The organism is Burkholderia sp. AU27893, from assembly GCF_002223205.1.
Lineage (GTDB): Bacteria > Pseudomonadota > Gammaproteobacteria > Burkholderiales > Burkholderiaceae > Burkholderia.
In genome coordinates this window covers 2,543,479-2,562,598 of the sequence record NZ_NKFD01000004.1, presented here as the reverse complement: position 1 = coordinate 2,562,598, position 19,120 = coordinate 2,543,479, and the positions used below count along the sequence as shown (strand labels likewise).

At 66.0% G+C, this 19,120-nt stretch carries 20 protein-coding genes and 2 pseudogenes; 11 read left to right on the top strand and 11 right to left on the bottom strand.

The genetic code is table 11. The features are described 5' to 3' along the window. Window position 1: 1 nt before the first annotated feature. From CFB47_RS31410 to CFB47_RS31400, 3 genes and pseudogenes are all read left to right on the top strand, one after another. Window positions 2-388, top strand: a pseudogene (locus CFB47_RS31410) (MarC family protein); the annotation flags it as partial. A 126-nt stretch (window positions 389-514) separates the two neighbouring features. Continuing rightward, window positions 515-721 (top strand): type II toxin-antitoxin system VapB family antitoxin, encoded by a 207-nt coding sequence (locus CFB47_RS31405; RefSeq protein ID WP_089463371.1) that lies wholly within the window; start codon window positions 515-517, stop codon window positions 719-721. Continuing rightward, window positions 718-1,098, top strand: coding sequence for a type II toxin-antitoxin system VapC family toxin (locus CFB47_RS31400; RefSeq protein ID WP_089463370.1), 381 nt, complete (start codon window positions 718-720; stop codon window positions 1,096-1,098). The genes CFB47_RS31405 and CFB47_RS31400 overlap by 4 nt, the downstream gene beginning before the upstream one ends. Before the next feature lie 100 nt (window positions 1,099-1,198). On the opposite strand, the gene CFB47_RS31395 is transcribed toward CFB47_RS31400, so the two are convergent. The 3 genes from CFB47_RS31395 to CFB47_RS31385 all read right to left on the bottom strand — a co-directional run bounded on the left by CFB47_RS31395 (window position 1,199) and on the right by CFB47_RS31385 (window position 3,355). Beyond that, complete coding sequence (locus tag CFB47_RS31395) at window positions 1,199-1,687, bottom strand: heme-binding protein (protein WP_089463369.1); 489 nt, start codon at window positions 1,685-1,687, stop codon at window positions 1,199-1,201. Window positions 1,688-1,831: 144 nt separating this feature from the next. Next, window positions 1,832-2,668 (bottom strand): ion transporter, encoded by an 837-nt coding sequence (locus CFB47_RS31390; protein ID WP_089463606.1) that lies wholly within the window; start codon window positions 2,666-2,668, stop codon window positions 1,832-1,834. Window positions 2,669-2,755: 87 nt separating this feature from the next. Next, a complete protein-coding gene (locus CFB47_RS31385; RefSeq protein ID WP_089463368.1) occupies window positions 2,756-3,355 on the bottom strand; it encodes an NAD(P)H-dependent oxidoreductase in 600 nt (199 codons plus the stop codon). Between CFB47_RS31385 and CFB47_RS31380 the strand changes: the two genes are divergently transcribed. Next, the gene (locus CFB47_RS31380) at window positions 3,349-4,383 is read left to right on the top strand and encodes a LysR family transcriptional regulator (protein WP_256946780.1); all 1,035 of its coding nucleotides are present in this window, start codon (window positions 3,349-3,351) and stop codon (window positions 4,381-4,383) included. The genes CFB47_RS31385 and CFB47_RS31380 overlap by 7 nt on opposite strands. 37 nt (window positions 4,384-4,420) lie before the next feature. On the opposite strand, the gene CFB47_RS31375 is transcribed toward CFB47_RS31380, so the two are convergent. Continuing rightward, window positions 4,421-5,230 carry a TlpA disulfide reductase family protein gene (locus CFB47_RS31375; protein WP_089463366.1) on the bottom strand — a complete coding sequence of 270 codons (810 nt, stop codon included), beginning with the start codon at window positions 5,228-5,230 and terminating at the stop codon, window positions 4,421-4,423. A gap of 503 nt (window positions 5,231-5,733) precedes the next feature. On the opposite strand from CFB47_RS31375, the pseudogene CFB47_RS31370 reads away from it, so the two are divergent. Next, window positions 5,734-7,045 (top strand): annotated as a pseudogene (locus CFB47_RS31370) (MFS transporter). A gap of 98 nt (window positions 7,046-7,143) precedes the next feature. Here the strand turns inward: CFB47_RS31370 and CFB47_RS31365 are convergent. Both CFB47_RS31365 and CFB47_RS31360 read right to left on the bottom strand, forming a co-directional pair. Continuing rightward, window positions 7,144-7,734, bottom strand: coding sequence for a DUF4410 domain-containing protein (locus CFB47_RS31365; protein ID WP_069250552.1), 591 nt, complete (start codon window positions 7,732-7,734; stop codon window positions 7,144-7,146). Window positions 7,735-7,956: 222 nt separating this feature from the next. Beyond that, a complete protein-coding gene (locus CFB47_RS31360) occupies window positions 7,957-8,964 on the bottom strand; it encodes a hypothetical protein (RefSeq protein ID WP_089463365.1) in 1,008 nt (335 codons plus the stop codon). A gap of 192 nt (window positions 8,965-9,156) precedes the next feature. Between CFB47_RS31360 and CFB47_RS31355 the strand changes: the two genes are divergently transcribed. Continuing rightward, window positions 9,157-9,882, top strand: coding sequence for a class I SAM-dependent methyltransferase (locus tag CFB47_RS31355; protein ID WP_089463364.1), 726 nt, complete (start codon window positions 9,157-9,159; stop codon window positions 9,880-9,882). Window positions 9,883-10,039: 157 nt separating this feature from the next. On the opposite strand, the gene CFB47_RS31350 is transcribed toward CFB47_RS31355, so the two are convergent. From CFB47_RS31350 to CFB47_RS31335, 4 genes are all read right to left on the bottom strand, one after another. Then, window positions 10,040-10,516: a GNAT family N-acetyltransferase gene (locus CFB47_RS31350; protein WP_089463363.1), complete on the bottom strand. Its 477-nt coding sequence runs from the start codon at window positions 10,514-10,516 to the stop codon at window positions 10,040-10,042. Between the two features lie 283 nt (window positions 10,517-10,799). Next, complete coding sequence (locus CFB47_RS31345) at window positions 10,800-11,801, bottom strand: zinc-dependent alcohol dehydrogenase family protein (RefSeq protein ID WP_089463362.1); 1,002 nt, start codon at window positions 11,799-11,801, stop codon at window positions 10,800-10,802. 62 nt (window positions 11,802-11,863) lie between these two features. Continuing rightward, the gene (locus CFB47_RS31340) at window positions 11,864-12,166 is read right to left on the bottom strand and encodes a helix-turn-helix transcriptional regulator (protein WP_089428545.1); all 303 of its coding nucleotides are present in this window, start codon (window positions 12,164-12,166) and stop codon (window positions 11,864-11,866) included. A gap of 129 nt (window positions 12,167-12,295) precedes the next feature. Further along, window positions 12,296-13,333, bottom strand: coding sequence for an aldo/keto reductase (locus CFB47_RS31335; RefSeq protein WP_089463361.1), 1,038 nt, complete (start codon window positions 13,331-13,333; stop codon window positions 12,296-12,298). A gap of 131 nt (window positions 13,334-13,464) precedes the next feature. Between CFB47_RS31335 and CFB47_RS31330 the strand changes: the two genes are divergently transcribed. From CFB47_RS31330 to CFB47_RS31320, 3 genes are all read left to right on the top strand, one after another. Beyond that, complete coding sequence (locus CFB47_RS31330; protein ID WP_089463360.1) at window positions 13,465-14,352, top strand: LysR family transcriptional regulator; 888 nt, start codon at window positions 13,465-13,467, stop codon at window positions 14,350-14,352. A 182-nt stretch (window positions 14,353-14,534) separates the two neighbouring features. Next, window positions 14,535-14,834 (top strand): helix-turn-helix transcriptional regulator, encoded by a 300-nt coding sequence (locus CFB47_RS31325; RefSeq protein ID WP_089463359.1) that lies wholly within the window; start codon window positions 14,535-14,537, stop codon window positions 14,832-14,834. 20 nt (window positions 14,835-14,854) lie between these two features. Then, a complete protein-coding gene (locus tag CFB47_RS31320) occupies window positions 14,855-16,207 on the top strand; it encodes a pyridoxal-dependent decarboxylase (protein ID WP_089463358.1) in 1,353 nt (450 codons plus the stop codon). 3 nt (window positions 16,208-16,210) lie between these two features. Here the strand turns inward: CFB47_RS31320 and CFB47_RS31315 are convergent, their stop codons facing one another. Continuing rightward, a complete protein-coding gene (locus tag CFB47_RS31315) occupies window positions 16,211-17,128 on the bottom strand; it encodes a LysR family transcriptional regulator (protein ID WP_089463357.1) in 918 nt (305 codons plus the stop codon). A 141-nt stretch (window positions 17,129-17,269) separates the two neighbouring features. Between CFB47_RS31315 and CFB47_RS31310 the strand changes: the two genes are divergently transcribed. Further along, window positions 17,270-18,493, top strand: a complete 1,224-nt coding sequence (locus CFB47_RS31310) for a Zn-dependent hydrolase (protein WP_089463356.1) — start codon at window positions 17,270-17,272, stop codon at window positions 18,491-18,493. A 119-nt stretch (window positions 18,494-18,612) separates the two neighbouring features. Continuing rightward, window positions 18,613-19,080: a cupin domain-containing protein gene (locus CFB47_RS31305; RefSeq protein WP_089463605.1), complete on the top strand. Its 468-nt coding sequence runs from the start codon at window positions 18,613-18,615 to the stop codon at window positions 19,078-19,080. Window positions 19,081-19,120: the final 40 nt, after the last annotated feature.

Genomic DNA, 19,120 nt, shown 5'->3' with positions numbered 1-19,120 from the left:
CCACGCGCCCGACGTGCCGGGCGGCGACAGCGCCGTGCATGGCGACGATCTGCCGAAGCTGATGGCGCGGGCATTTTTCCCGCTCACGGTGCCGCTGACGATCGGCCCCGGCTCGATCGCGGCGGGCATCGCGCTGCATGCGAACCGTGCGCGCACGGTTGCCGACTATCTGGCGTCGGGGGTGGTGTCGGTCGCGGTCGCGGCGCTGGTCGCGTTCGCGATCTGGCAGATCTATCGCCGCGCGACGACGCTTGCGCGCTATCTCGGCAGCGAGGGGACGAAAGTGGCGATGCGGGTGTCGGCGTTCCTGCTGCTCTACGTGGATGTGCAGATCATGCTGACGGGGCTGGCGGCGTTCGCACAGACGCTGGGCGGGCAGGCGGGGTGACAAGGGCAGGAGTGATTGTGTAGCGATATATCCATTTCTCGGTGGACGAGGGTTTTCGTCTGCTTGCGTGAGCGGTTGGTGCTAATATTGAGGCAATATTGCATCAATATTGATGACGGGTGAATCATGCGAACTACAGTGACGATCGACGACGATCTCTATACGAAGGCACTGCAAATGGCTGAGCCAGGAATGGACAAGGCGGACCTGTTCCGGGAGGCAATCAAGACGTTTGTACGTGTCCAGGCCGCCAAGCGTCTGGCAGCGCTGGGCGGGACTATGTCTGACATGGCCGATATTCCGCGGCGGCGCCAAGAGCCGGAATCGCAATGAATGTGTTGATTGACACGTCTGTCTGGGTCGATCACTTTCGCAACAGAAATCAAACGCTGCTCGGATTGCTCGCGCTCGATGCCGTATTGATGCATCCGATGGTGCTAGGCGAACTTTCGTGCGGGACGCCGCCGGCGCCGCGGTTGCGAACACTCAACGACCTTGGGCTGCTTCAGGAGTGCAATCAAGCCAGCATGCAGGAGGTTATGGCATTCGTGGAGCGCGAGCGGCTATACGGCATGGGATGTGGCCTCGTAGATTTGACTTTGTTGGCGTCGACACTGATTACGCCTGGGGCGCACTTCTGGACGTTGGACCGACGCCTCGCCGCGTTGGCGGATCGCTTTGCCGTAGAGTTTCGCTCGACATCTGTCTAAGCGTCGTACGCGCCTTCGACGTTGGTTCGAGCCTCGTGGATCGACTAGCGGGATATGGCGCGTGCCCGGGGTTCAACTTGCCAAGATCCGCGCAACCGAGTTACAGCAATTTCGCCTGAACGCGCGCGATCCCCTGCTGCGCACAGGCTTCATCGAGGTGCCCGCCCGGCGCACCGCCCACCCCCACCGCGCCGATCACTTCGTCGCCTGCCTTGATCGGCACGCCGCCGCCCAGCACCAGGAACCCGTCGATGGCCGTCATCTGCGCGGCGGCCGGATTCTTCTGCAGGTTCGCGGCGAGCGTGCCGGTCGGCGTTTTCGTCGACAGCGCCGTGTAGGCCTTGCGCTTCGATGCGTCGACGGTATGCAGCCCCGCGTTGTCGCCACGCAGCACGACGCGTGCGAGACCGCTGCGATCGACCACGGTCACGGCCACGTTGTAGCCGCTGGCGGAGCAGGCCTGCACGGTCTGATGCGCGATTTCGCTGGCGAGGTTCAGCGGCAGGTTCTTTTCCTGAAGGACTTGTGCGGAAGCGGCGGTCGTCAGCGTGGCAGCGGCGAGCGTCACCAGGGTCGATCGAATGATCATTTGAACTCCTTATCGAAATGGCAGAAAGACGAGCGGCGAATCCGCGGTGCGCATCGCGTGTCGTGATGACCGGCGATGTGGCGAGCGAACCGCTCGATAAACCCAGTTTCGAACAAGGGGAGGTGAAGCTGAATAGGACGGGGCCTATTTTGGATGCGGCCTGTCGCTCGCACCGCGCTCCGGCAGCGCGACGCCGCAATGCGGGCAGCACGGTTCATCGCCCGCGTCCGGCCGCGCGTTGCTGCGCGTGCGCTCCAGCGCCGACGCCACCAGCTCCGCACCCATGATCCCGGTGGGAAACGCGATGATCCCGTAGCCGAGCAGGATCGCGCACGACGTGATGAGCCGGCCGAGCGGCGTATGCGGCGTCAGGTCGCCGTAGCCGGTCGTGCTCATCGTCACGGCCGCCCAGTACACGCCCACCGGAATGCTCGTGATGCCGTTCTCGGGCCCTTCGACGAGAAAGATCACGGTGCCGAGAATCACGGTCAGCACGAACATCCCGCCGATGAACACGAAGATCTTGCGCCGAGCGCGGGTCAGCGCCCGCATCAGCATCTGCCCTTCCTCGAGATAGATCGACAACCCGAGGATGCGGAACACGCGCAACAGCCGGAGCAGCCGCACGTCGATCAGCGCATGCAGGCCGGGGAAGAAGAACGCGAGATAGGTGGGCAGGATCGACACGAGATCGACGATCCCGAAAAAGCTGCGCGCGTACTGAAGCGGCTTCGGTGCGGATAGCAATCGCACCACGTATTCGACCGTGAACAGCAACGTGAACGCCCATTCGGCCGCATAGAGTGCGTGGCCGTACCGTTCGTGCAGGTCGTGCACGCTGTCGGCCATCACGACGAGCACGCTCGCGACGATCAGGGCGAGCACCACGATGTCGAGGTTGCGGAGGAACGCGGGGCGCCGGGTGCAACGCGCGACGGTGTCGCGCAGCGCGTCGAAGGTGGACTGGAGTGCGGAAATCATGCGCCGGAGTTTACGGATCGCATCCGGCACGGCCAATCGGACGTGTCTGATTTCGGCGTCGCGCTTTCCGCCGCGCGCGATCTGGCCTTACGCGTGCAGCGCATCCATCTGCCGGCGTGCATCCGCCAGCCCGGCCTCGACCCCGTGCGGCTTCATGTCGAGCCCTTCCGCATAGACGAATTCCACGTCCGAGATACCCATCAGGCCGAGCACGGCACGCAGGTACGGCGTGACCGCATCCGTTTCCTGGCCGACGTGCACGCCGCCGCGGGAGCTGAACACGATCGCGCTGATGCCTTCGACGAGCCCCACCGGGCAGGTCTCCGTGTACCGGAACGTCACGCGTGCCCGCGCGACGAGGTCGAACCAGTTCTTCAACTGGGTCGGCACGTTGAGGTTGTACATCGGCGCGCCGATCAGCAGCAGGTCGCTGCCCTTGAGCTCGGCGATCAGCTCGTCGGACAACACGATCGCCCGTTGCGCGCGCTCGCTCGGGTTGGCCGCGCCGCGCAGCGCATGAAACAGCTCGCTGTCGAGCATCGGCAGCTCGGCGTCGACGAGATGGCGCACGATCACGTCGTCGGCATGGCCGTTGGCCTGGCGCTCGGCCAGGAACGTGTCGATCAGCGCACCGGTTTGCGACTGGCTGCCGTTGATGCTCGATTTAAGGACGAGGATGCGTGCCATGCGAAGTGCTCCGTTGGGAAGGTGAGGACTGGAACCGATCCTATCAGCCACCTTTTATCTCCAAAAGCGATAAGATCGACGCACTGTGTAGCGTATTTATCCCCAATCGCATGCGAAACAACCTGAAGGGTATCGATGTGTTCGTCGCCGCGGCGGAAGCGAGCAGCTTTGCGGAAGCCGCGGAGAGGCTGCACATCACGCGGTCCGCGGTCGGCAAGAGCATCGCGCGCCTCGAGGAGCGGCTGGGCGTCGTGCTGTTTCAGCGGACGACGCGCAGCCAGAGCCTGACCGACGAAGGCGCGTTGTTTCACGACCATTGCCTTCGCGCGATGGAGCAGATCCAGGCGGGCGAGGCGCTGCTGGAAACCGGCAAATGGCAGATGAAGGGGCGCCTGCGCGTGTCGATGCCGACGCTTTTCGGTCATCTGTGTGTGGCGCCGATCCTGATCGATCTGGCGAAGGCGCATCCCGAGCTCGATCTCGACCTGTCGTTCAGCGATCGTTCCGTCGATCTGGTCGAAGAGCGTTTCGACCTGGCGGTTCGCGTCGGCACGTTGCCGAACAGCAGCGAACTGGTGGCGCGTCCGCTGGGCGAGCACCGGATGGCGTTCTGCGCATCGCCGGCATACCTGAGCCGCTGCGGCGAACCCACGACCTATGAAGCGCTCGAACGGCACAAGGCGCTGGCCTATACGCGTTTCGGCCAGGTACATCGCTGGCCCGTCATCGTCGACGGTCAGCGCGTGGAATTGCAGCCCGCCGTTCGTTTGCTGTCCGACGACTTGAGCGCGCTGATGGATGCGGCCATTGCGGATCTGGGCGTCGCATGGTTGCCGTACTGGCTGGTGCGTGACGCGTTGCGCAGCGGCACGTTGCGGGAGCTGCTGCCCGATCGGCCGGGCGTGATCTTTCCGATTCAGGCAGTGTGGCCCTACACGCTGCATCTTCCGCTGAAAGTCCGGGCCGCCGTCGATGCGCTGCTGGAACATCTGCCGGCGCGGCTGGCCGCGGTCGAGGCACGGATGTGACGAAGCGGTTGCCGCGATCCTTTGGACGAGACGCGCGTTACTGGCCGAAGCGGTCGGCCACGGCATCCTTCAGCCGCGCGGCGGTGATCTCGCCCATGTGCGATTCGACGAGATTGCCTGTCGCGTCGAAGAAGAGCGTCGTCGGCAGCCCGCGCGAACCGTAGGTTTTCATCGCGTGCAGCGTGCGATCGAGCAGCACGTGATCGAACCGCAGCCCTTTCTGTTCGAGGAACGCGCGCACTGCTTGCGCGTCCTCGCCCTGGTTGACCATCAGCACCGTCATGCCCGGATGATCGTGCTGCGCCTGCGCGAGGATCGGCATTTCGCGCTGACACGGCGGGCACCACGTGGCCCACAGGTTCACGACGACGGGCTTGCCCGCGAAACGTTGCACCGGCACCGGCGTGGCATCGAGCGCTTCGAGCTGCAACGCGGCAAGCGGCGGCGCACCGTGCTGCAATGTGGCGAGCGTGCCCTGCGCGATGCCCCATGCGGCGACACCGGCGAGCATGCCGGCCATTACCGGGCGACGCAGCACGGGCAGGCGGCGCAGGCGCCAGCCCGCGAACACGATGCCCGCCGCGAGACCGATGCGCCAGTCGAAGCCGCCGTCGCCGAGCGCGATGATCGAGCGCGGCGCGGCGGCGTATTCATGCCACCACTGCGCGACGTAGCCGATACGCGCGGCGAGCAGGCCGAACAGCAATGCATCGAGGATCAGGCTCGATGCGGTCTTGTGATGTCCGTCCGGCGGGCGACGCTGGATGAAACGGGCGACGAGCCACGCGAGCAGCGCGGCGACGGCTACCGCGACGACGCGGATCGAGAAGGGACCAATGCTCAGCATGAAAGGGCGGGACGTGATCGAGCGGGGCAGGAGAAGGGATTGTCCGCCACGGCGATGAAGCCGTCGACGGTCGTGCGGCGATTCGACAGGTTGCCGCGTATGGGGGTTCCCGTCGAGAACGTAACGGCGCGTTGCTGATTCGATGGAGGCGGCAGGCTCAGGACGCCGTGATTTTCATGCAGGGAGGTTGCAAATCAGACCGGTCTGATGGTCAGCGGAATCGCGTTCATCAACAATACGCAGGCCGGTCCGGAGTGGTGTCCGCCGGCATCCCGAACAGGGATCTCTCCTTGACGGCCGCTCTCCCCCGGGCGGCCGATTTTTTGTCGTCGAGCGTGCGGGCGCGAATGCCTGGTGGCGGCCGGTGGGCGCGGCCGCGACCCGACTCCTGTCGGCTGATCAAACGGAATAGGACCGCTGCCAGATGCGAGCACCGGGCATTCACTCGCGCATTGCACGACACCGGCCGTCAGCCGGCGGGAATCACCCGATGGAGGAGACACATGACGAACCATGACGCGGCACTTCGCACCGCGCACCCCGGCGACACCGCCACGACTGCCTCCGCGGGCCGCTATGTGCAGCTTGCGCTGCTCGTTTGCGCGGCCGGCGCGATCTACCCGATGCTGTACCTGCGCCAGTTCTACCAGGACACGATGCTGGACCTGTTCCAGATCACGCGCACACAGCTCGGTTATCTCTATTCGGCGCTCGGCACCACCTTCCTCGTCTGTTACCTGCCGAGCGGCTGGCTTGCCGATCGCCTGCCGCCGCGCTGGCTGATCAGCTTCTCGCTCGCCGGCACCGGCGCGCTCGGCTTCTGGTATGCGAATGCGAGCGCACCGTCGTATGCGACGTTGATAGTGATCTTCTGCGGCTGGGGCGTGACGACGGGCCTGACGTTCTGGGCATCCGTGATCAAGCGCGTGAAGACGATCGCGCGGCCGAGCGAGCAGGGGCCGGTTCTTCGGGTTTCTCGACGGCGGCCGCGGGTTGATCGAGGCGCTGCTGGCGACCGCGTCGCTCGCGCTGTTCGCCTGGCTCGTCGACACGCGCGGCGTGTCGCATGGCGGCGCGTTCCGGCAGGTGGTCGTCGGTTATTCGGCGGTATGCATCGCGCTCGGCGCGCTGCTGCTGTTCGTCAAGGATGCGGGTGGATCGGCGGCGCACGATTCGGTGACAGCGGAGCAAGGCCACCTCGGCCGCGACCTGCTGACGCTCGCGCGCAATCGCCGGCTGTGGGTGTTCGCGCTGATCGTGTTCTGCGGCTACCACCTGTCGTGGGCGACCTACAGCATTTCCCCGTATCTGCAGCAGAAGGGCGTCGGCATGTCGATCGTCGCGGCCGGCTTCATCGCGTCGCTGAAGCTGTGGATGCGGCCGATCGGCGGCATCGGCGGCGGCTTCGTCGGCGATCGCATCGGCACGCTGAACGTGCTCGGCGGCGCGCTGTTCTGCGCGGCGCTCGCGTTCATCGGGTTGATCGTGTTTCCGTCGCTCAACCAGATTGCGCTGCTCGTGGGCGTCGTGATCGTGATCGGCCTGCTGACGTATGCGGTGCGCGGCCTGTACTGGAGCGTGCTCGAACGCTGCGACGTGCCGGCTCGCATCACGGGGCTCGCGATCGGCATCATCTCGCTGCTCGGCTATTCGCCCGACGTGTTCCTGCCGTTGCTGAACGGCTGGTTGACGACCGCGTATCCGGGCATGCACGGTTATCAGCTGTACTTCGGCTATGTCGCGTGCGTGAGCGCGGTGGGTGGGGGCGCGTGTCTGCTGCTGAAGGGCATGCTGAAGGACGAACACGCCCGCTGAACGTTGCCCCGGTCGATATCCGCTTCGTCGTCGAAGCGGCGCGCGCCGGGGTGACCGCCCGACGAGCCGCGCATGTGCGGCCCGGCGGGCGTCGACGATTACAGCTTCTTCGCCTGCGCGGCGTCTGCCTGTTGTTGCGCGTCAGCCGCCGGTTCGAGCGTCGTCAGCGTCTTCTCGGTGAATTTCTCGTAGAGCCAGTTCATGCGCGTATCGTCCATGCCGCCGGCGATACCACCGAGCGCATACGAAGCCGACACCTTGAAGCGGTCGACCTGATGATTGTCGGCGTCGACGAGCGTCACGGTGCCGTCGACATGATCGTTGCCCGCCATGAAGCCGAACATGACGGCCGAGAAGCTCGAGCGTACGCGAATGCCGGTGACTTCCACGTTCAGGTGCATTGCATCGGTCGAATCCGCCTTTGCCAGCAGCTTGCGTGCGGCCAGCGCACTTTCGATTTTCCCTTTCAGGTTCTCGGGGCTGAATTTCAGGTTGTCTTTCAGCGCTTCCTGGGCGGCGTTGTCGAGCGTGACTTGCACGATCACGGGCTTCGAGCCGAATTTGGGCGTCGATGCCGTTGCGATGGCCCCCGCCTGATCACTGGCGTCGCGTGTCACGCTGCTCGCGCAGCCCGACAGGAAGCCGATCGTTACCAGTGCCAGCGCGGCATGACGGAATACAGATTTCATGATTTGGTCTTTTTTAGTTCGGGTTATTTGAGATGGCTCTGTGGCCGGGCGGGAATTTAACACCGGACGATTCGATTCAAAAGGTCGAAAAGATCGAAAATCGAGTCGGCATGGCTTCATCGCCGCGTTTGGCATGCATGAAAGAGCCGGCGACTGCGCGGCGAAAGATTTCTCACACCGGTGATCGGGTCTTGCCGTCGCGGCGCGGGTCGCCGCGGTCACTCATTGCCCTGTGCCGGACACCGCGTCGCCGAGCCGATACGCGGTGAAGAACTCATACCAGGGCGAGCCTTCTCCAACAGGCACATTGAGCACCGCCGTCCGCCGCTTCAACGCGCCGAACACGTCGTTGATCCGCGCCGTCTGCCCTGCATCGTTGAAAGGATAAGGCCGCGCCCTGCCGGCCGCGAATGCGCCGTACGCGATCGCAAGCAGCCGCGCGCTGTCGTCGGTCGACGCGATCGAGCCGTTGATCACTTCCGCGAAGCGCGGCCGGTCTTCCGCACGTGATCCGGACAGGCACAGGAACACGATCGCCGACAGTTCGTGCAGATCCTTCACGCGTAGCAGGCCCGGCAGCCGCGCGACGATCTTCTCGACCGGCTCGTCGCGCAGTGCATCGCTGAAGTCGAGCACGGCGGTCATCGGATTCGTGTCCGCTTTCAGGCGATCGAGCGGGGGCGGTGCGGACGGCGCGCTGGCGTCGTCCGGCGATGCTGTCGAAGCTGCCCGCAACGCATCGGCCACCTGCTGCGTCCATTCCGGAAAGATCATCCGCACGTTGCCGAACTGTTCGCCGCCTTCCGCGGCCGGATTCCATCGATACACGATCGTGCCGCCGCGAATGAACGGCGAATACAGGTGCTCGGGCGTTTGCGGCAGCGGCCGCCGGTTGATCGGCAGCCACGCGAGCGTCAGCCAGTCGTAGCGGCCGGTGGCGGGCACGGAAGGGCTCGAACTCGCGACGACCTGCCACGTGCCGCGGTTCGCATAGCGGCGTCGCGCGTCCGGCACCGGGACGGTCCGGCCTTTGGCGGTGTCGAAGTAGCTCGTGCCGGTCACGTTCGTGCCGCTGTCCGCGCCCGGCGTGACGGTGGCGATGACCCACGACGCACCGTCCGCCCCACGGTAGTCGGACGGCTTGAGCGTCGCGACGTCGTGCACCATGCGCGTTTCGGCCGCGACGGGGCTCGGGGGGAGATTGGCGGGCGCGGCCAGGATGCTCGGCATCGGATGTCCTCGGAATCGGGTGCGCATCGTCGAACGACGGCGACGTGCAACGGCGCAGATTGTTTTATGTCACTGTAGAACGTCGCAGCCGGAAACGGAAACCGGTTGCACGGCGCACCCGCCGACGCGTTCCGCCGCTTCGGCTTACCATGCGCAACCTGAGCCAATGACGCACATCGGGCGGGAGCGCACATGACCGACACGACAGCCATCACCGAACACTGGACGCAGGTCGCCGACCAATGGATCGACTGGGCCGGCAAGCCGGGGCACGACGCGTTCTGGAAATACCGCGCGGGGCTCGCGGCCTATATTGGCCGCGACACCGGCCGCGCGCTGGAGATCGGCTGCGGCGAAGGCCGCGTGAGCCGCGAGCTGAAGGCGCTCGGCTACGACGTGACCGCGACCGACGTGGTGCCCGCGATGCTCGACGCCGCGCGTCACGCGGATTCCGCGCATCGCTACCAGCTGGCCGACGCGGCGTCGCTGCCGTTCGACGCGGCCAGCTTCGATCTCGTGATGGCGTACAACGTGCTGATGGATCTCGACGACATGCAGCGCGCGTTGAACGAGGCGCGCCGCGTGCTGAAACCGGGCGGGACGCTGTTCATCTCGCTCGTGCATCCGTTCCGCGATCGCGGCGGGTTCGCTGGGCCGCAGCCCGATGCGCCGTTCGTGCTGAAGGGCAGCTATTTCGGGCGCGAGCATTTCGATGGCGTGGAAACGCGCGACGGGCTGTCGATGCACTTCGCCGGCTGGTCGCTGCCGCTGCAGGCGTACATGGAGGCGCTGGAAGCGGCCGGGTTCGCGATCGTGTCGCTGCGCGAGCCGCCGCCCGACCATGCCGATACGGATCAGTTGAAGCAGTGGGCGCGCGTGCCGCTGTTTCTGTGGATCAAGGCGCGGCCGGTGGCTTGATTGGGTAGCTCCGCGAGCGCAAAAATCGACCGAAAGGATGGTCTTGTATCCCAGGGGCTACCCAGTTTGCCGAAGCGGCTGTTTCCGGAAGCGATCGTAGTCTTCAATCGGGCGGGGCCATCCATGACATGGCGCGGCCCCTGTTTCGCCGTTCCGCTCAGCGCGACAGCTCCTTCCGATAGAGCACGGCCCCCGGCTTGGCCGCGACGGTGTCGTAGAGCCGCATCGCGGCGTGATTCGTCTCGTGTGTCTGCCAGTACACGCGTTCGGCACGATGCGCACGCGCGGCGTCGTACACGGCTTCGATCAGCGCGCGGCCGACACCCTTGCCGCGCTCGCTGTCGAGCGTGAACAGGTCCTGCAGGTAACAGGTCGGCCCGATATGCGTCGTGCTGCGGTGATACAGGAAATGCACGAGCCCGACGAGCCTGTCGTCGCGCTCGGCGACGAGCGCGTGCACGGGTTCGTAACCGTCGAAGAAGCGCGACCACGTGAGTTGGGTGACCCGCAGCGGCAGCGCCGTGTCGTCGAAGCGGCCATAGAAGCGGTTATAGCCGTCCCACAACGGCAGCCACTGGTCGTAGTCGTGTTCCGTGACCGCGCGTACGGTCAGTCCGGTGTCGTTGGCGTTCATGTTGGCGGACCTGTCGATGAGAAAAGGGGGCGCCGCCGATCCGGCGGGCGCGTCGCAGGTCTCCACGATAGGAAGTTCGCGGCTCCATGGGTAGGCCCATGGCGGCCGCATTCCATGGTGCCACGATCCGCGCCATTCTCGCGATGTCGACTGTCCGTCAGAACCTGCTGCGATCACGCCGGCTGTGCTTCGGGCTGTCAGGTTCGGCACCCGCGCAACCCTGATGCTCGCGGCTCACTACGAATCACGCACAGCGTGCTCCGGTAGACATGCGAGCAAAAGATCACGTCGCTCGAGTACCGGCAACACGTTCGGGATACGCCGACGGCTCGACCGCAATCGCGATTTTTCCTCGAAGTCCGTTGTTGGGGCGCTCCAGCAGGGCATGCGCGAGCGGAACGTCGGCAAGGGAATAGACCGCACCAACGTGCGGTCGCAACTGTCCGTGTTCGATCAACGCGCTCAACTCATCCAGCTTGCCGCGGTTTTGTCGCGTGAAGACGAAGTGATAACTCGCGTTCTTGCCCCAGGCCTGAATGACGTTTTGTGGCTGCGCGATGTCCACGATCGTGACGACGCGGCCAAGCTGGGCGAGCGCATCGGGGCTGCGCGACAGGGTGTTGCCGCCGATGGTGTCGAACACGACATCGACGCCGCGGCCGCCGGTGTCGCGCATGACGGCGTCGACGTAATCGTCCTTTTCGTAGTCGATGACGACATCGGCCCCCAGGCTGCGGGCGAACTCGACGTTTGCTTCGCGCACGGTGGTGAACACCCTTGCGCCGATGGCTTTCGCGAGCTGGATCGCCACATGGCCGACGCCTCCCGCGCCGCCGTGTACCAGAATGCTTTCCCCGACACGAAGCGCCGCACGCACGACCAGCGCTTCCCAAACGGTGCCGCCGACCAGGGTCAGGCTGGCCGCTTCGAGATGGCTCAACGAAGGCGGCTTCTTCCCGACGATGCTTTCGGCCGCCACGTGGTACTCGGCATAACTGCCCGGCCCGTCGAAGATTTGCGGGGTGTACCAGACTTCGTCCCCCGGCGAGAGGGCCGTCACGCCGGGCCCGACGGCTTCGACCACGCCCGATACGTCGTGTCCGGTAATGGCCGGAAGCGGCACCAGGTCCGGATAGTCTCCCCGTCGGACCTGGTAATCCAATGGATTGATCGAGGTGGCATGGACGCGAACCAGGACTTGTCCGGCGTGCGGCACCGGCTTGGGCACGTCGCGTAGTTCGAATGATTCCGGGCCGCCAAATGACTTGAGCAACAGCGCTTTCATTGCACATCCTCGTTTCGGTAAATAGGGATATCGAGAATTATCGATATAAAGGGGCAAAAAATTTACAGGTCTTTCCCGATGGCCTTGGCCAGCGCACTGATGGCTGCTTCGTTGCGCTTGTAGTAGGTCCACTGGCCGATGCGCCTGACTTCCACCAGGCCGGCTCGTTGCAGCGTCGCAAGATAATCGGACACCGTCGATTGCGACAGTCCGACACCTTCCTGAATACTGCTGACGCAGACGCCCACCGTATGAACGTCCCCTTCATCCTGCGGCGGGAAGTTCTTCACGGGGTCCTTCAAACCCTGCAGGATTTCAAGGCGAGTCCGGTTCGAGAGGGCTTTGAAGATGTCGAGCAATTCCATGGGCAGCGAGTATATCGAGAATTACCGATATGTCAATGTGAGCGTCGGCCGCCGTTTTGTCGAGTCTGGATGGTTCCGGAGCAACGCTCGAATTTGCAAGCCTCCCGTGAAAAGGGAGGCCGCCGGCGCTCACCCGCGCAGCGGCGGATTGAGCTGCGCGAACGCCTGCTGACGGCGATACGGAAAGTACGGATAAGGCGCTTCCACCGCGCTCGCCGCATCGAGCTTCGCGACCTGCGCATCGGTCAGCGCCCAGCCGACCGCGCCGAGGTTCTGCCGCAGTTGTTCCTCGTTGCGCGCGCCGATGATCACCGACGACACCGTCGGGCGCTGCAGCAGCCAGTTCAGCGCGATCTGCGGCACGGTCTTGCCGGTTTCCTCGGCGATCGCGTCGAGCGCATCGACCACGTCGTACAGGCGCGCATCGTCGACCGGCGGCCCGAAGCTGGCCGTTTCATGCAGGCGGCTGCCTTCGGGCAGCGGCGTGTTGCGCCGGATCTTGCCGGTGAGCCGGCCCCAGCCGAGCGGGCTCCAGACGAGTGCGCCGAGCCCCTGGTCGGCGCCGAGCGGCATCAGGTCCCACTCGTAGTCGCGGCCGACGAGCGAGTAGTAGACCTGGTTCGCCACGTAGCGCGACCAGCCGTGCCGGTCCGCCACCGCCAGCGACTTCATGATCTGCCACCCGGCGAAGTTCGATACGCCGATGTAGCGCAGCTTGCCCGCGCGCACGAGGTCGTCGAGCGTCGACATCACTTCCTCGACCGGCGTGCTCGCATCGAACGCGTGGAGTTGCAGCAGGTCGATGTAGTCGGTGTCTAGGCGGCGCAGCGCGTCGTCGACGGCGCGGACCAGCCGCGCGCGCGACGTGCCTGCGTCGTTCGGGCCGCTGCCGGTCGGCAGGCCCGTCTTCGTCGAGATCAGCACCTGGTCGCGACGTCCGTTGATCGCGGCGCCGAGCACGCGCTCGGATTCGCCGTCCGAATACACGTCGGCCGTGTCGAACAGGTTCACGCCGGCTTCGAGGCAGATGTCGATCAGGCGGCGCGCTTCGTCGACGCCCGTGTTGCCCCAGGCGCTGAACAGCGGCCCGGTGCCGCCGAACGTGCCGGCGCCGAAGCTCAGGGCGGGAACCTTGAGGCCGGAGCGGCCGAGGGTGCGGTATTCCATGGCGGATTTCCTTTGGGGTGATCGACGGGTCGAGGGGCGGCTGCGAGGCGACGCATTGGCACACTGTATCGCTTGCGGATATTTCGGATAATTGGGCTGACTTCGAAAATATCGTTCGGAAGGGGCGAATAATGCTGCTCGACAATCTCGCGCTGTTCCTGCGCATCGTGGAGAAGGGCGGCCTGGCCGCGGCGGGCCGCGAGTTCGGGCTGTCGCCGGCCACCGTGTCCGAGCGGCTGGCCGCGCTCGAGCGCCACTACGGCGCGGCGCTGCTCACGCGCACGACGCGCGCGATCAGCCTGACCGACGAAGGCCGCATGCTCGTCGACGGCGCGCGGCGCCTGCTGGCGGAGGCCGACGAACTCGAAGGCCGCGTGCGGCTCGGCGTGCAGACCTTGTCGGGGCCGGTGCGCCTGAGCGCGCCGGCCGATCTCGGGCGCGAGCGCGTGGTGCCCGTCGTCGACGCGTTCCTCGCCGAGCATCCGGGCGTTACGGTCGATCTGCATCTCGGTGACGGCTACGTGGATGTCGTCGGGCAGGGGCTCGATTTCGCGATCCGTCGCGGGGTGCTCGCCGACAGTTCGCTGCGCAGCCGTTCGCTCGGCCGTGCGCGGCGCGTGGTGTGCGCGTCGCCCGCGTATCTCGCAGCGCACGGCACGCCGCGGCATCCGGACGATCTCGCCGCACACGACTGCATCGTGATGCGCTTCGGGCCAGAGCTGTATGCCGAATGGCCGTTCAGCATCGATGGCGAACCCCGGCGCGTGACGGTGCGCGGCCGGCGGGTGGCCAACGACGGCGCGCTCGTGCGCGCGTGGTGCGTCGCGGGGCACGGCGTCGCGCTGAAGTCGCTGGTCGACGTCGAGCAGGATCTGGCGTCCGGCGCGCTCGTGGAACTCCTGCGCGCGTTCTCGCCGGGCGACGTCGACTTGCAGATCGTCTATCCAGGCAACGCGGTGCAGCCGCGGCGGGTGCGGGCGCTGATCGACAGGTTGGCGGAGGCGTTGGGCGGCGCGTAAAGGAACGGGCAGGGTTCATTCGATCCGATGAGCGTTGCAGCAGTTTGTTTTGCCACGCTCGCAGTGAAGGCCGGCGTGACGATCCGGCACGCGACGTCGCCAGCTAAAACCGGCGTTCGCCCGATTGCACACATTTCGTCATTTAGCTAATATTCGAAACGTTAATCGAGCTCCGCACTCTCATGGACGACGTCACCCGCATCAGCGCACTGGCCAACGAAAGCCGTCTGGCCGTAATGCGCTGGCTCAAGCAGCCGCGCGAGCATTTCCCGCCGCAGCCGCACGGCGATGTCGACGAACTCGGCGTGTGCTGCACGTACATCACCGAGAAGCTCGGTATCGCGCCGGCCACGACCACGCGCCACATGCGCATCCTCGCGGATGCGGGGCTCGTGCAGGCGACGCGCGTCGGCAAGTTCACGTACTACAAGCGGATCGACGGCGCGCTGCAGCAGCTCGGCCGCGATCTTTTGCAACTCTGATTCCCCACGAGGCAACCGACATGGACGAACTTTCATTGCTGGCCGACGCCGACCGGCGCGCGCACGCGTACCTCGCCGCGACGAACGAGCGGCGCGCGTTTCCCGACGCGGCTGCCCTGGCCGGCCTGGCGGCGTTCGACGAGCCGCTGCCCGATACGGGCGGCCCGGCCGACGACGTGCTGCGCCTGCTCGACGAGCGCGGCACGCCCGCGACCGTCGCGTCGAACGGCCCGAACTACTTCGGCTTCGTGATCGGCGCCACGCTGCCGGCCGCGGCGGCGGCCGAGCGGTTGATGCTCGCGTGGGACCAGTGCGCATCGTCCTATGCGAATTCGCCGGTGGCCGCGACGATCGAGCGCCAGGCCGCGCGCTGGGTCGTCGACGTGCTCGGGTTGCCCGAAGGCAGCGCGGTCGGGTTCGGCACGAGCGCGACGGCCTGCACGCTCGTCGCGCTGGTGGCCGCGCGGCGCGCGCTGCTCGCGCGCAAGGGCTGGGACGTCGATGCGGATGGCCTGATCGGCGCGCCCGAAGTGAAGGTCGTGATCTCCGAGCTGGCGCACATCACGGTGAAGAAGGCGCTGCGCGTGCTCGGTTTCGGGATGAAGCGCCTCATCGTCGCGCCGGTCGACGCACATGGCCGGATCGACCCGGCGCAGTTGCCCCCGCTCGACGACATGACGATCCTCTGCGTGCAGGCCGGCGAAGTGAACACGGGCGAGTTCGATCCGTTCGCGGCGCTGATTCCGCCCGCGAAGGCGGCCGGCGCGTGGGTGCACGTCGACGGCGCGTTCGGCCTGTGGGCCCGCGCCTCGTCGAAGCGCGCGCTGACGGACGGCATCGACGGCGCGGACAGCTGGACCACCGACGGCCACAAGTGGCTCAACACGCCGTACGACGGCGCGATGGTGATCTGCCGCGACGCGGCCGCGCTCGCGACCGCGATGAACAGCGACGCCGTGTACCTGAGCGGCGCGCAGGACGCGCAGAAGAACCTGAACCTCGAGTTCTCGCGGCGCGCGCGCGGCATTCCCGTGTGGGCCGCGCTGCGTTCGCTTGGCCGCTCCGGCGTGGCCACGATGGTCGAGCGGCATTGCGCGCAGGCGGCGCGGGTCGCGGACGGCCTGCGTGCCGCCGGCTACGACGTGCTGAACCGCGTCGTGCTGAACCAGGTGTTGGTGCGCGCCGGCACCGACGATGAAACGGCGGCAATCCTCGCGGCCGCGCAGGCGTCGGGCGACGTGTGGTTCGGCGCGACGGTGTGGCAGGGGCGGCCGGCATTCCGGATCAGCGTGTCGTCGTGGCGCACCGAAGACGCGCACATCGATCGTCTCGTGGCCTTGCTGACGGAGCTGCGCGGCGTGCACGTGCGCTGAGCATCATGCGCCGTCCGTGCCCTGAACGGTTGCAGCCGCGCCCTTCAGGCACTCGATGAAATGCAGCGCGGCCGGCGTCAGCAGCGCATGCCGCCGCATCACGATCGCGACCGTCAATGCGGGCATCGGCTCGGCGAGTTCCAGCGCGACGATGCCGCGTGACTTGCGTTCGACGTCGGCGAGCGGCCGCGCGAACACGCCGAGCGCATCCGTTTGCGACACGAGCCCGAGCGTCGCGGCAAACGACGGGCAGTGGACCACCCGCTTCGGCACGTCGATGCCGAACGGCATGAAGATCGAGCGCACCAGATCGTCTCCCTCGTCGCCGTAGCGCGGCACGCACCAGTGCGCATCGACGAGCTCGCGCAGCGAGCGGGCGCGCGCGAGCCGATGCCGGCTTCTCGCGACGACCGCGAACGCCGTCCGGAACAACGGAATGCTCGCGAATTCGTCGGGGTCCGGTATCGCGTTCGACAACTGATGCGTGACGATGAAGTCGAGCGAGCCGTCGCGCAGCCGCGCGAGATCCGTCCCGGTCAGCGCATCGTCGACGTTCAGCGTGGCGCCGGGCAGGTCGCGCGAGAACGCGGTGAAGGCACGCGGCAGGAGCGTCAGCGCGACGGTCGGGCTGACCGCGATCGATACCGAGCCGGTCGTGCCGAGCCGCAACTGCTCGATTTCGTCGCGCGTGCGCTGGATCTCCTCGACGATCAGCCGCGCGCGAATCGCAAACGCGCTGCCGTAATCGGTCAGCGCAATTCCCTTCACGCTGCGCACGACGAGCGGTACGCCGAGCTCCTGTTCGAGCTCGCGCACGATGCTGCTGATCGCCGGTTGCGTGACGCCGAGCGCGCGCGCCGCGCCGCGAATGGTGCGATGCTCGGCGACCGCGAGAAACGCATCGAGCTGCTTGAGCTTCATGAATGACCGATCCGAATGCGAAGGAAGCGCAGGCCGGGCCGAACGCCGGGTGACAAGAAAAAGTTATCGTCCACAACGAAATCTTGGATTTTTCTTATTGGATCGAGTGTATATGCTCGGTGCTTTTCAGGAGCGGTCACGATGATTCTCGTTAACCAGCAACGGCTGTGGGATTCGCTGATGGAGATGGCGACGATCGGCGCGACCGCGCACGGCGGCAGCTGCCGGCTCGCGCTCAGCGACGACGACGCGCGCGGCAGGCGCCGCTTCATCGCGTGGTGCGAAGCAGCCGGTTGCGAGATCCGCATCGATCCGATCGGCAACGTGTTCGCGCGCCGGCCGGGCACGGAACCGGGTTTGCCGCCCGTGACGTGCGGCAGCCATCTCGACACGCAGCCGCTCGGCGGCCGCTTCGACGGCGTCTATGGCGTGCTCGCGGGCCTCGAAGCGATTCGTACGCTGAACGAGCGCGGCATTGAAACGCGGCATCCGATCGACGTCGTCGCGTGGACCAACGAAGAGGGTTCGCGCTTCACGCCGGGCATGATGGGCTCGGCCGTCTATGCCGGTGCGCTGGATCTCGACTACGCACTGGATCGCCCATGCATGCAGACGGGCGTGCTGCTGCGCGACGAACTCGAACGCACGGGCTTCGCCGGCCCGGCGCGCGAGCGGCAGATGCCGAAAGCGTATTTCGAAGCGCATATCGAGCAAGGGCCGGTGCTGGAGCAGGCCGGCGTGCCGATCGGCGTCGTGACGGGCGTGCAGGGCATCTACGAACTCGACGTCACGGTGACCGGCTTCGAGTCGCATGCGGGCACGACGCCGATGAGCGTGCGTCGCGACGCGATGGGCGCGGCGGCCGCGATGATCGCAGCGATCGTCGAGCACGGTCACGCGTTCGACGCCGATGCGCGCGTGACGGTTGGCCATGTCGCTTGCCAGCCGAATTCGCCGAGCACGATTCCGGGCAAGGTCCGGTTCAGCGTCGACGTGCGTCACCCGTCGCGGCCGGCGTTGCAGCAACTGGTCGCCGACATCGAAGCGATCTGCACGCAGCGCACCGCGCTGCGCGGCACGAGCGTGCAGGTAGAGACGATCGCCGAATACGAGCCGGTGGTGTTCGATGCGGAATGCGTCGAGCGCGTGCGGCAGGCAACGGCGGCCGCCGGCTATCCGTACAAGGAGATGTGCAGCGGCGCGGGGCACGACGCGGTGAACTTGTCGTACGTCGCGCCTTCCGCGATGGTGTTCGTGCCGTGCAAGGCCGGCTTGAGCCACAACGAAGCGGAAGAGGCCGATCCGGTGCACCTCGCGCAAGGCGCATCGGTGCTGGCGAACCTGCTGGCCGATTGCGCGCGTTAGCCGTGTGCGAGGGCGGAGTTCGCGACCCCTCTGCAAGCGTGAAAATGTCGGACAATGGCCGCTGCGCGCGCCATGCCGGCGCCGCGTTCAACCGAAGCATTCACGCTTGCGAGATCCCCATGTCGACTCCCTTTCCCCGGGAACTGCTGAAGGCCGCCGATATTGCGAAGATGGAACCGACGCGCGCGGTGCATTCGCTGAATCCCAATGCCGTTCGTCTCAAGCGAACACTGAGCGACCTGACCGGCCTGACGCAATTCGGTGTTCACCTGCTCACGCTGATGCCCGGTCACGAATCGGCCGAGTATCACCGTCACCTGTACGAAGAAGAGTTCGTGTACGTGCTGTCCGGGACGGGCGCGGTCACGATCGGTGAACGCACCAGTGAAATCGGGCCGGGCGATTTTCTGGGCTTTCCGCGCGGCGGAGAAGCGCATACGGTGCAGAACACCGGCGATACGCCGCTGGAGCTGCTCGTCGGCGGGCAGCGGCTCGAACACGACGTCTGCGAATACCCGCGACTCGGCAAGCGGCTTTATGTCGCCGGCGAGCTCGAGGACTATGTGGATCTGCCGAAGCAGCCTTGATCGCCAATCGTGCATTCACCGTCCCCATTCCACATAAAAA

Bases quoted from the DNA above. Each gene is read 5' to 3' on its own strand.
- CFB47_RS31340 (WP_089428545.1), bottom strand. From the start codon at position 12,166: ATGGAATTGCTCGACATCTTCAAAGCCCTCTCGAACCGGACTCGCCTT.
- CFB47_RS31400 (WP_089463370.1), top strand. From the start codon at position 718: ATGAATGTGTTGATTGACACGTCTGTCTGGGTCGATCACTTTCGCAAC.
- CFB47_RS31345 (WP_089463362.1), bottom strand. From the start codon at position 11,801: ATGAAAGCGCTGTTGCTCAAGTCATTTGGCGGCCCGGAATCATTCGAA.
- CFB47_RS31330 (WP_089463360.1), top strand. From the start codon at position 13,465: ATGCTGCTCGACAATCTCGCGCTGTTCCTGCGCATCGTGGAGAAGGGC.
- CFB47_RS31385 (WP_089463368.1), bottom strand. From the start codon at position 3,355: ATGGCACGCATCCTCGTCCTTAAATCGAGCATCAACGGCAGCCAGTCG.
- CFB47_RS31315 (WP_089463357.1), bottom strand. From the start codon at position 17,128: ATGAAGCTCAAGCAGCTCGATGCGTTTCTCGCGGTCGCCGAGCATCGC.
- CFB47_RS31405 (WP_089463371.1), top strand. From the start codon at position 515: ATGCGAACTACAGTGACGATCGACGACGATCTCTATACGAAGGCACTG.
- CFB47_RS31395 (WP_089463369.1), bottom strand. From the start codon at position 1,687: ATGATCATTCGATCGACCCTGGTGACGCTCGCCGCTGCCACGCTGACG.
- CFB47_RS31360 (WP_089463365.1), bottom strand. From the start codon at position 8,964: ATGCCGAGCATCCTGGCCGCGCCCGCCAATCTCCCCCCGAGCCCCGTC.
- CFB47_RS31305 (WP_089463605.1), top strand. From the start codon at position 18,613: ATGTCGACTCCCTTTCCCCGGGAACTGCTGAAGGCCGCCGATATTGCG.
- CFB47_RS31365 (WP_069250552.1), bottom strand. From the start codon at position 7,734: ATGAAATCTGTATTCCGTCATGCCGCGCTGGCACTGGTAACGATCGGC.
- CFB47_RS31335 (WP_089463361.1), bottom strand. From the start codon at position 13,333: ATGGAATACCGCACCCTCGGCCGCTCCGGCCTCAAGGTTCCCGCCCTG.
- CFB47_RS31320 (WP_089463358.1), top strand. From the start codon at position 14,855: ATGGACGAACTTTCATTGCTGGCCGACGCCGACCGGCGCGCGCACGCG.
- CFB47_RS31390 (WP_089463606.1), bottom strand. From the start codon at position 2,668: ATGATTTCCGCACTCCAGTCCACCTTCGACGCGCTGCGCGACACCGTC.
- CFB47_RS31375 (WP_089463366.1), bottom strand. From the start codon at position 5,230: ATGCTGAGCATTGGTCCCTTCTCGATCCGCGTCGTCGCGGTAGCCGTC.
- CFB47_RS31325 (WP_089463359.1), top strand. From the start codon at position 14,535: ATGGACGACGTCACCCGCATCAGCGCACTGGCCAACGAAAGCCGTCTG.
- CFB47_RS31355 (WP_089463364.1), top strand. From the start codon at position 9,157: ATGACCGACACGACAGCCATCACCGAACACTGGACGCAGGTCGCCGAC.
- CFB47_RS31350 (WP_089463363.1), bottom strand. From the start codon at position 10,516: ATGAACGCCAACGACACCGGACTGACCGTACGCGCGGTCACGGAACAC.
- CFB47_RS31310 (WP_089463356.1), top strand. From the start codon at position 17,270: ATGATTCTCGTTAACCAGCAACGGCTGTGGGATTCGCTGATGGAGATG.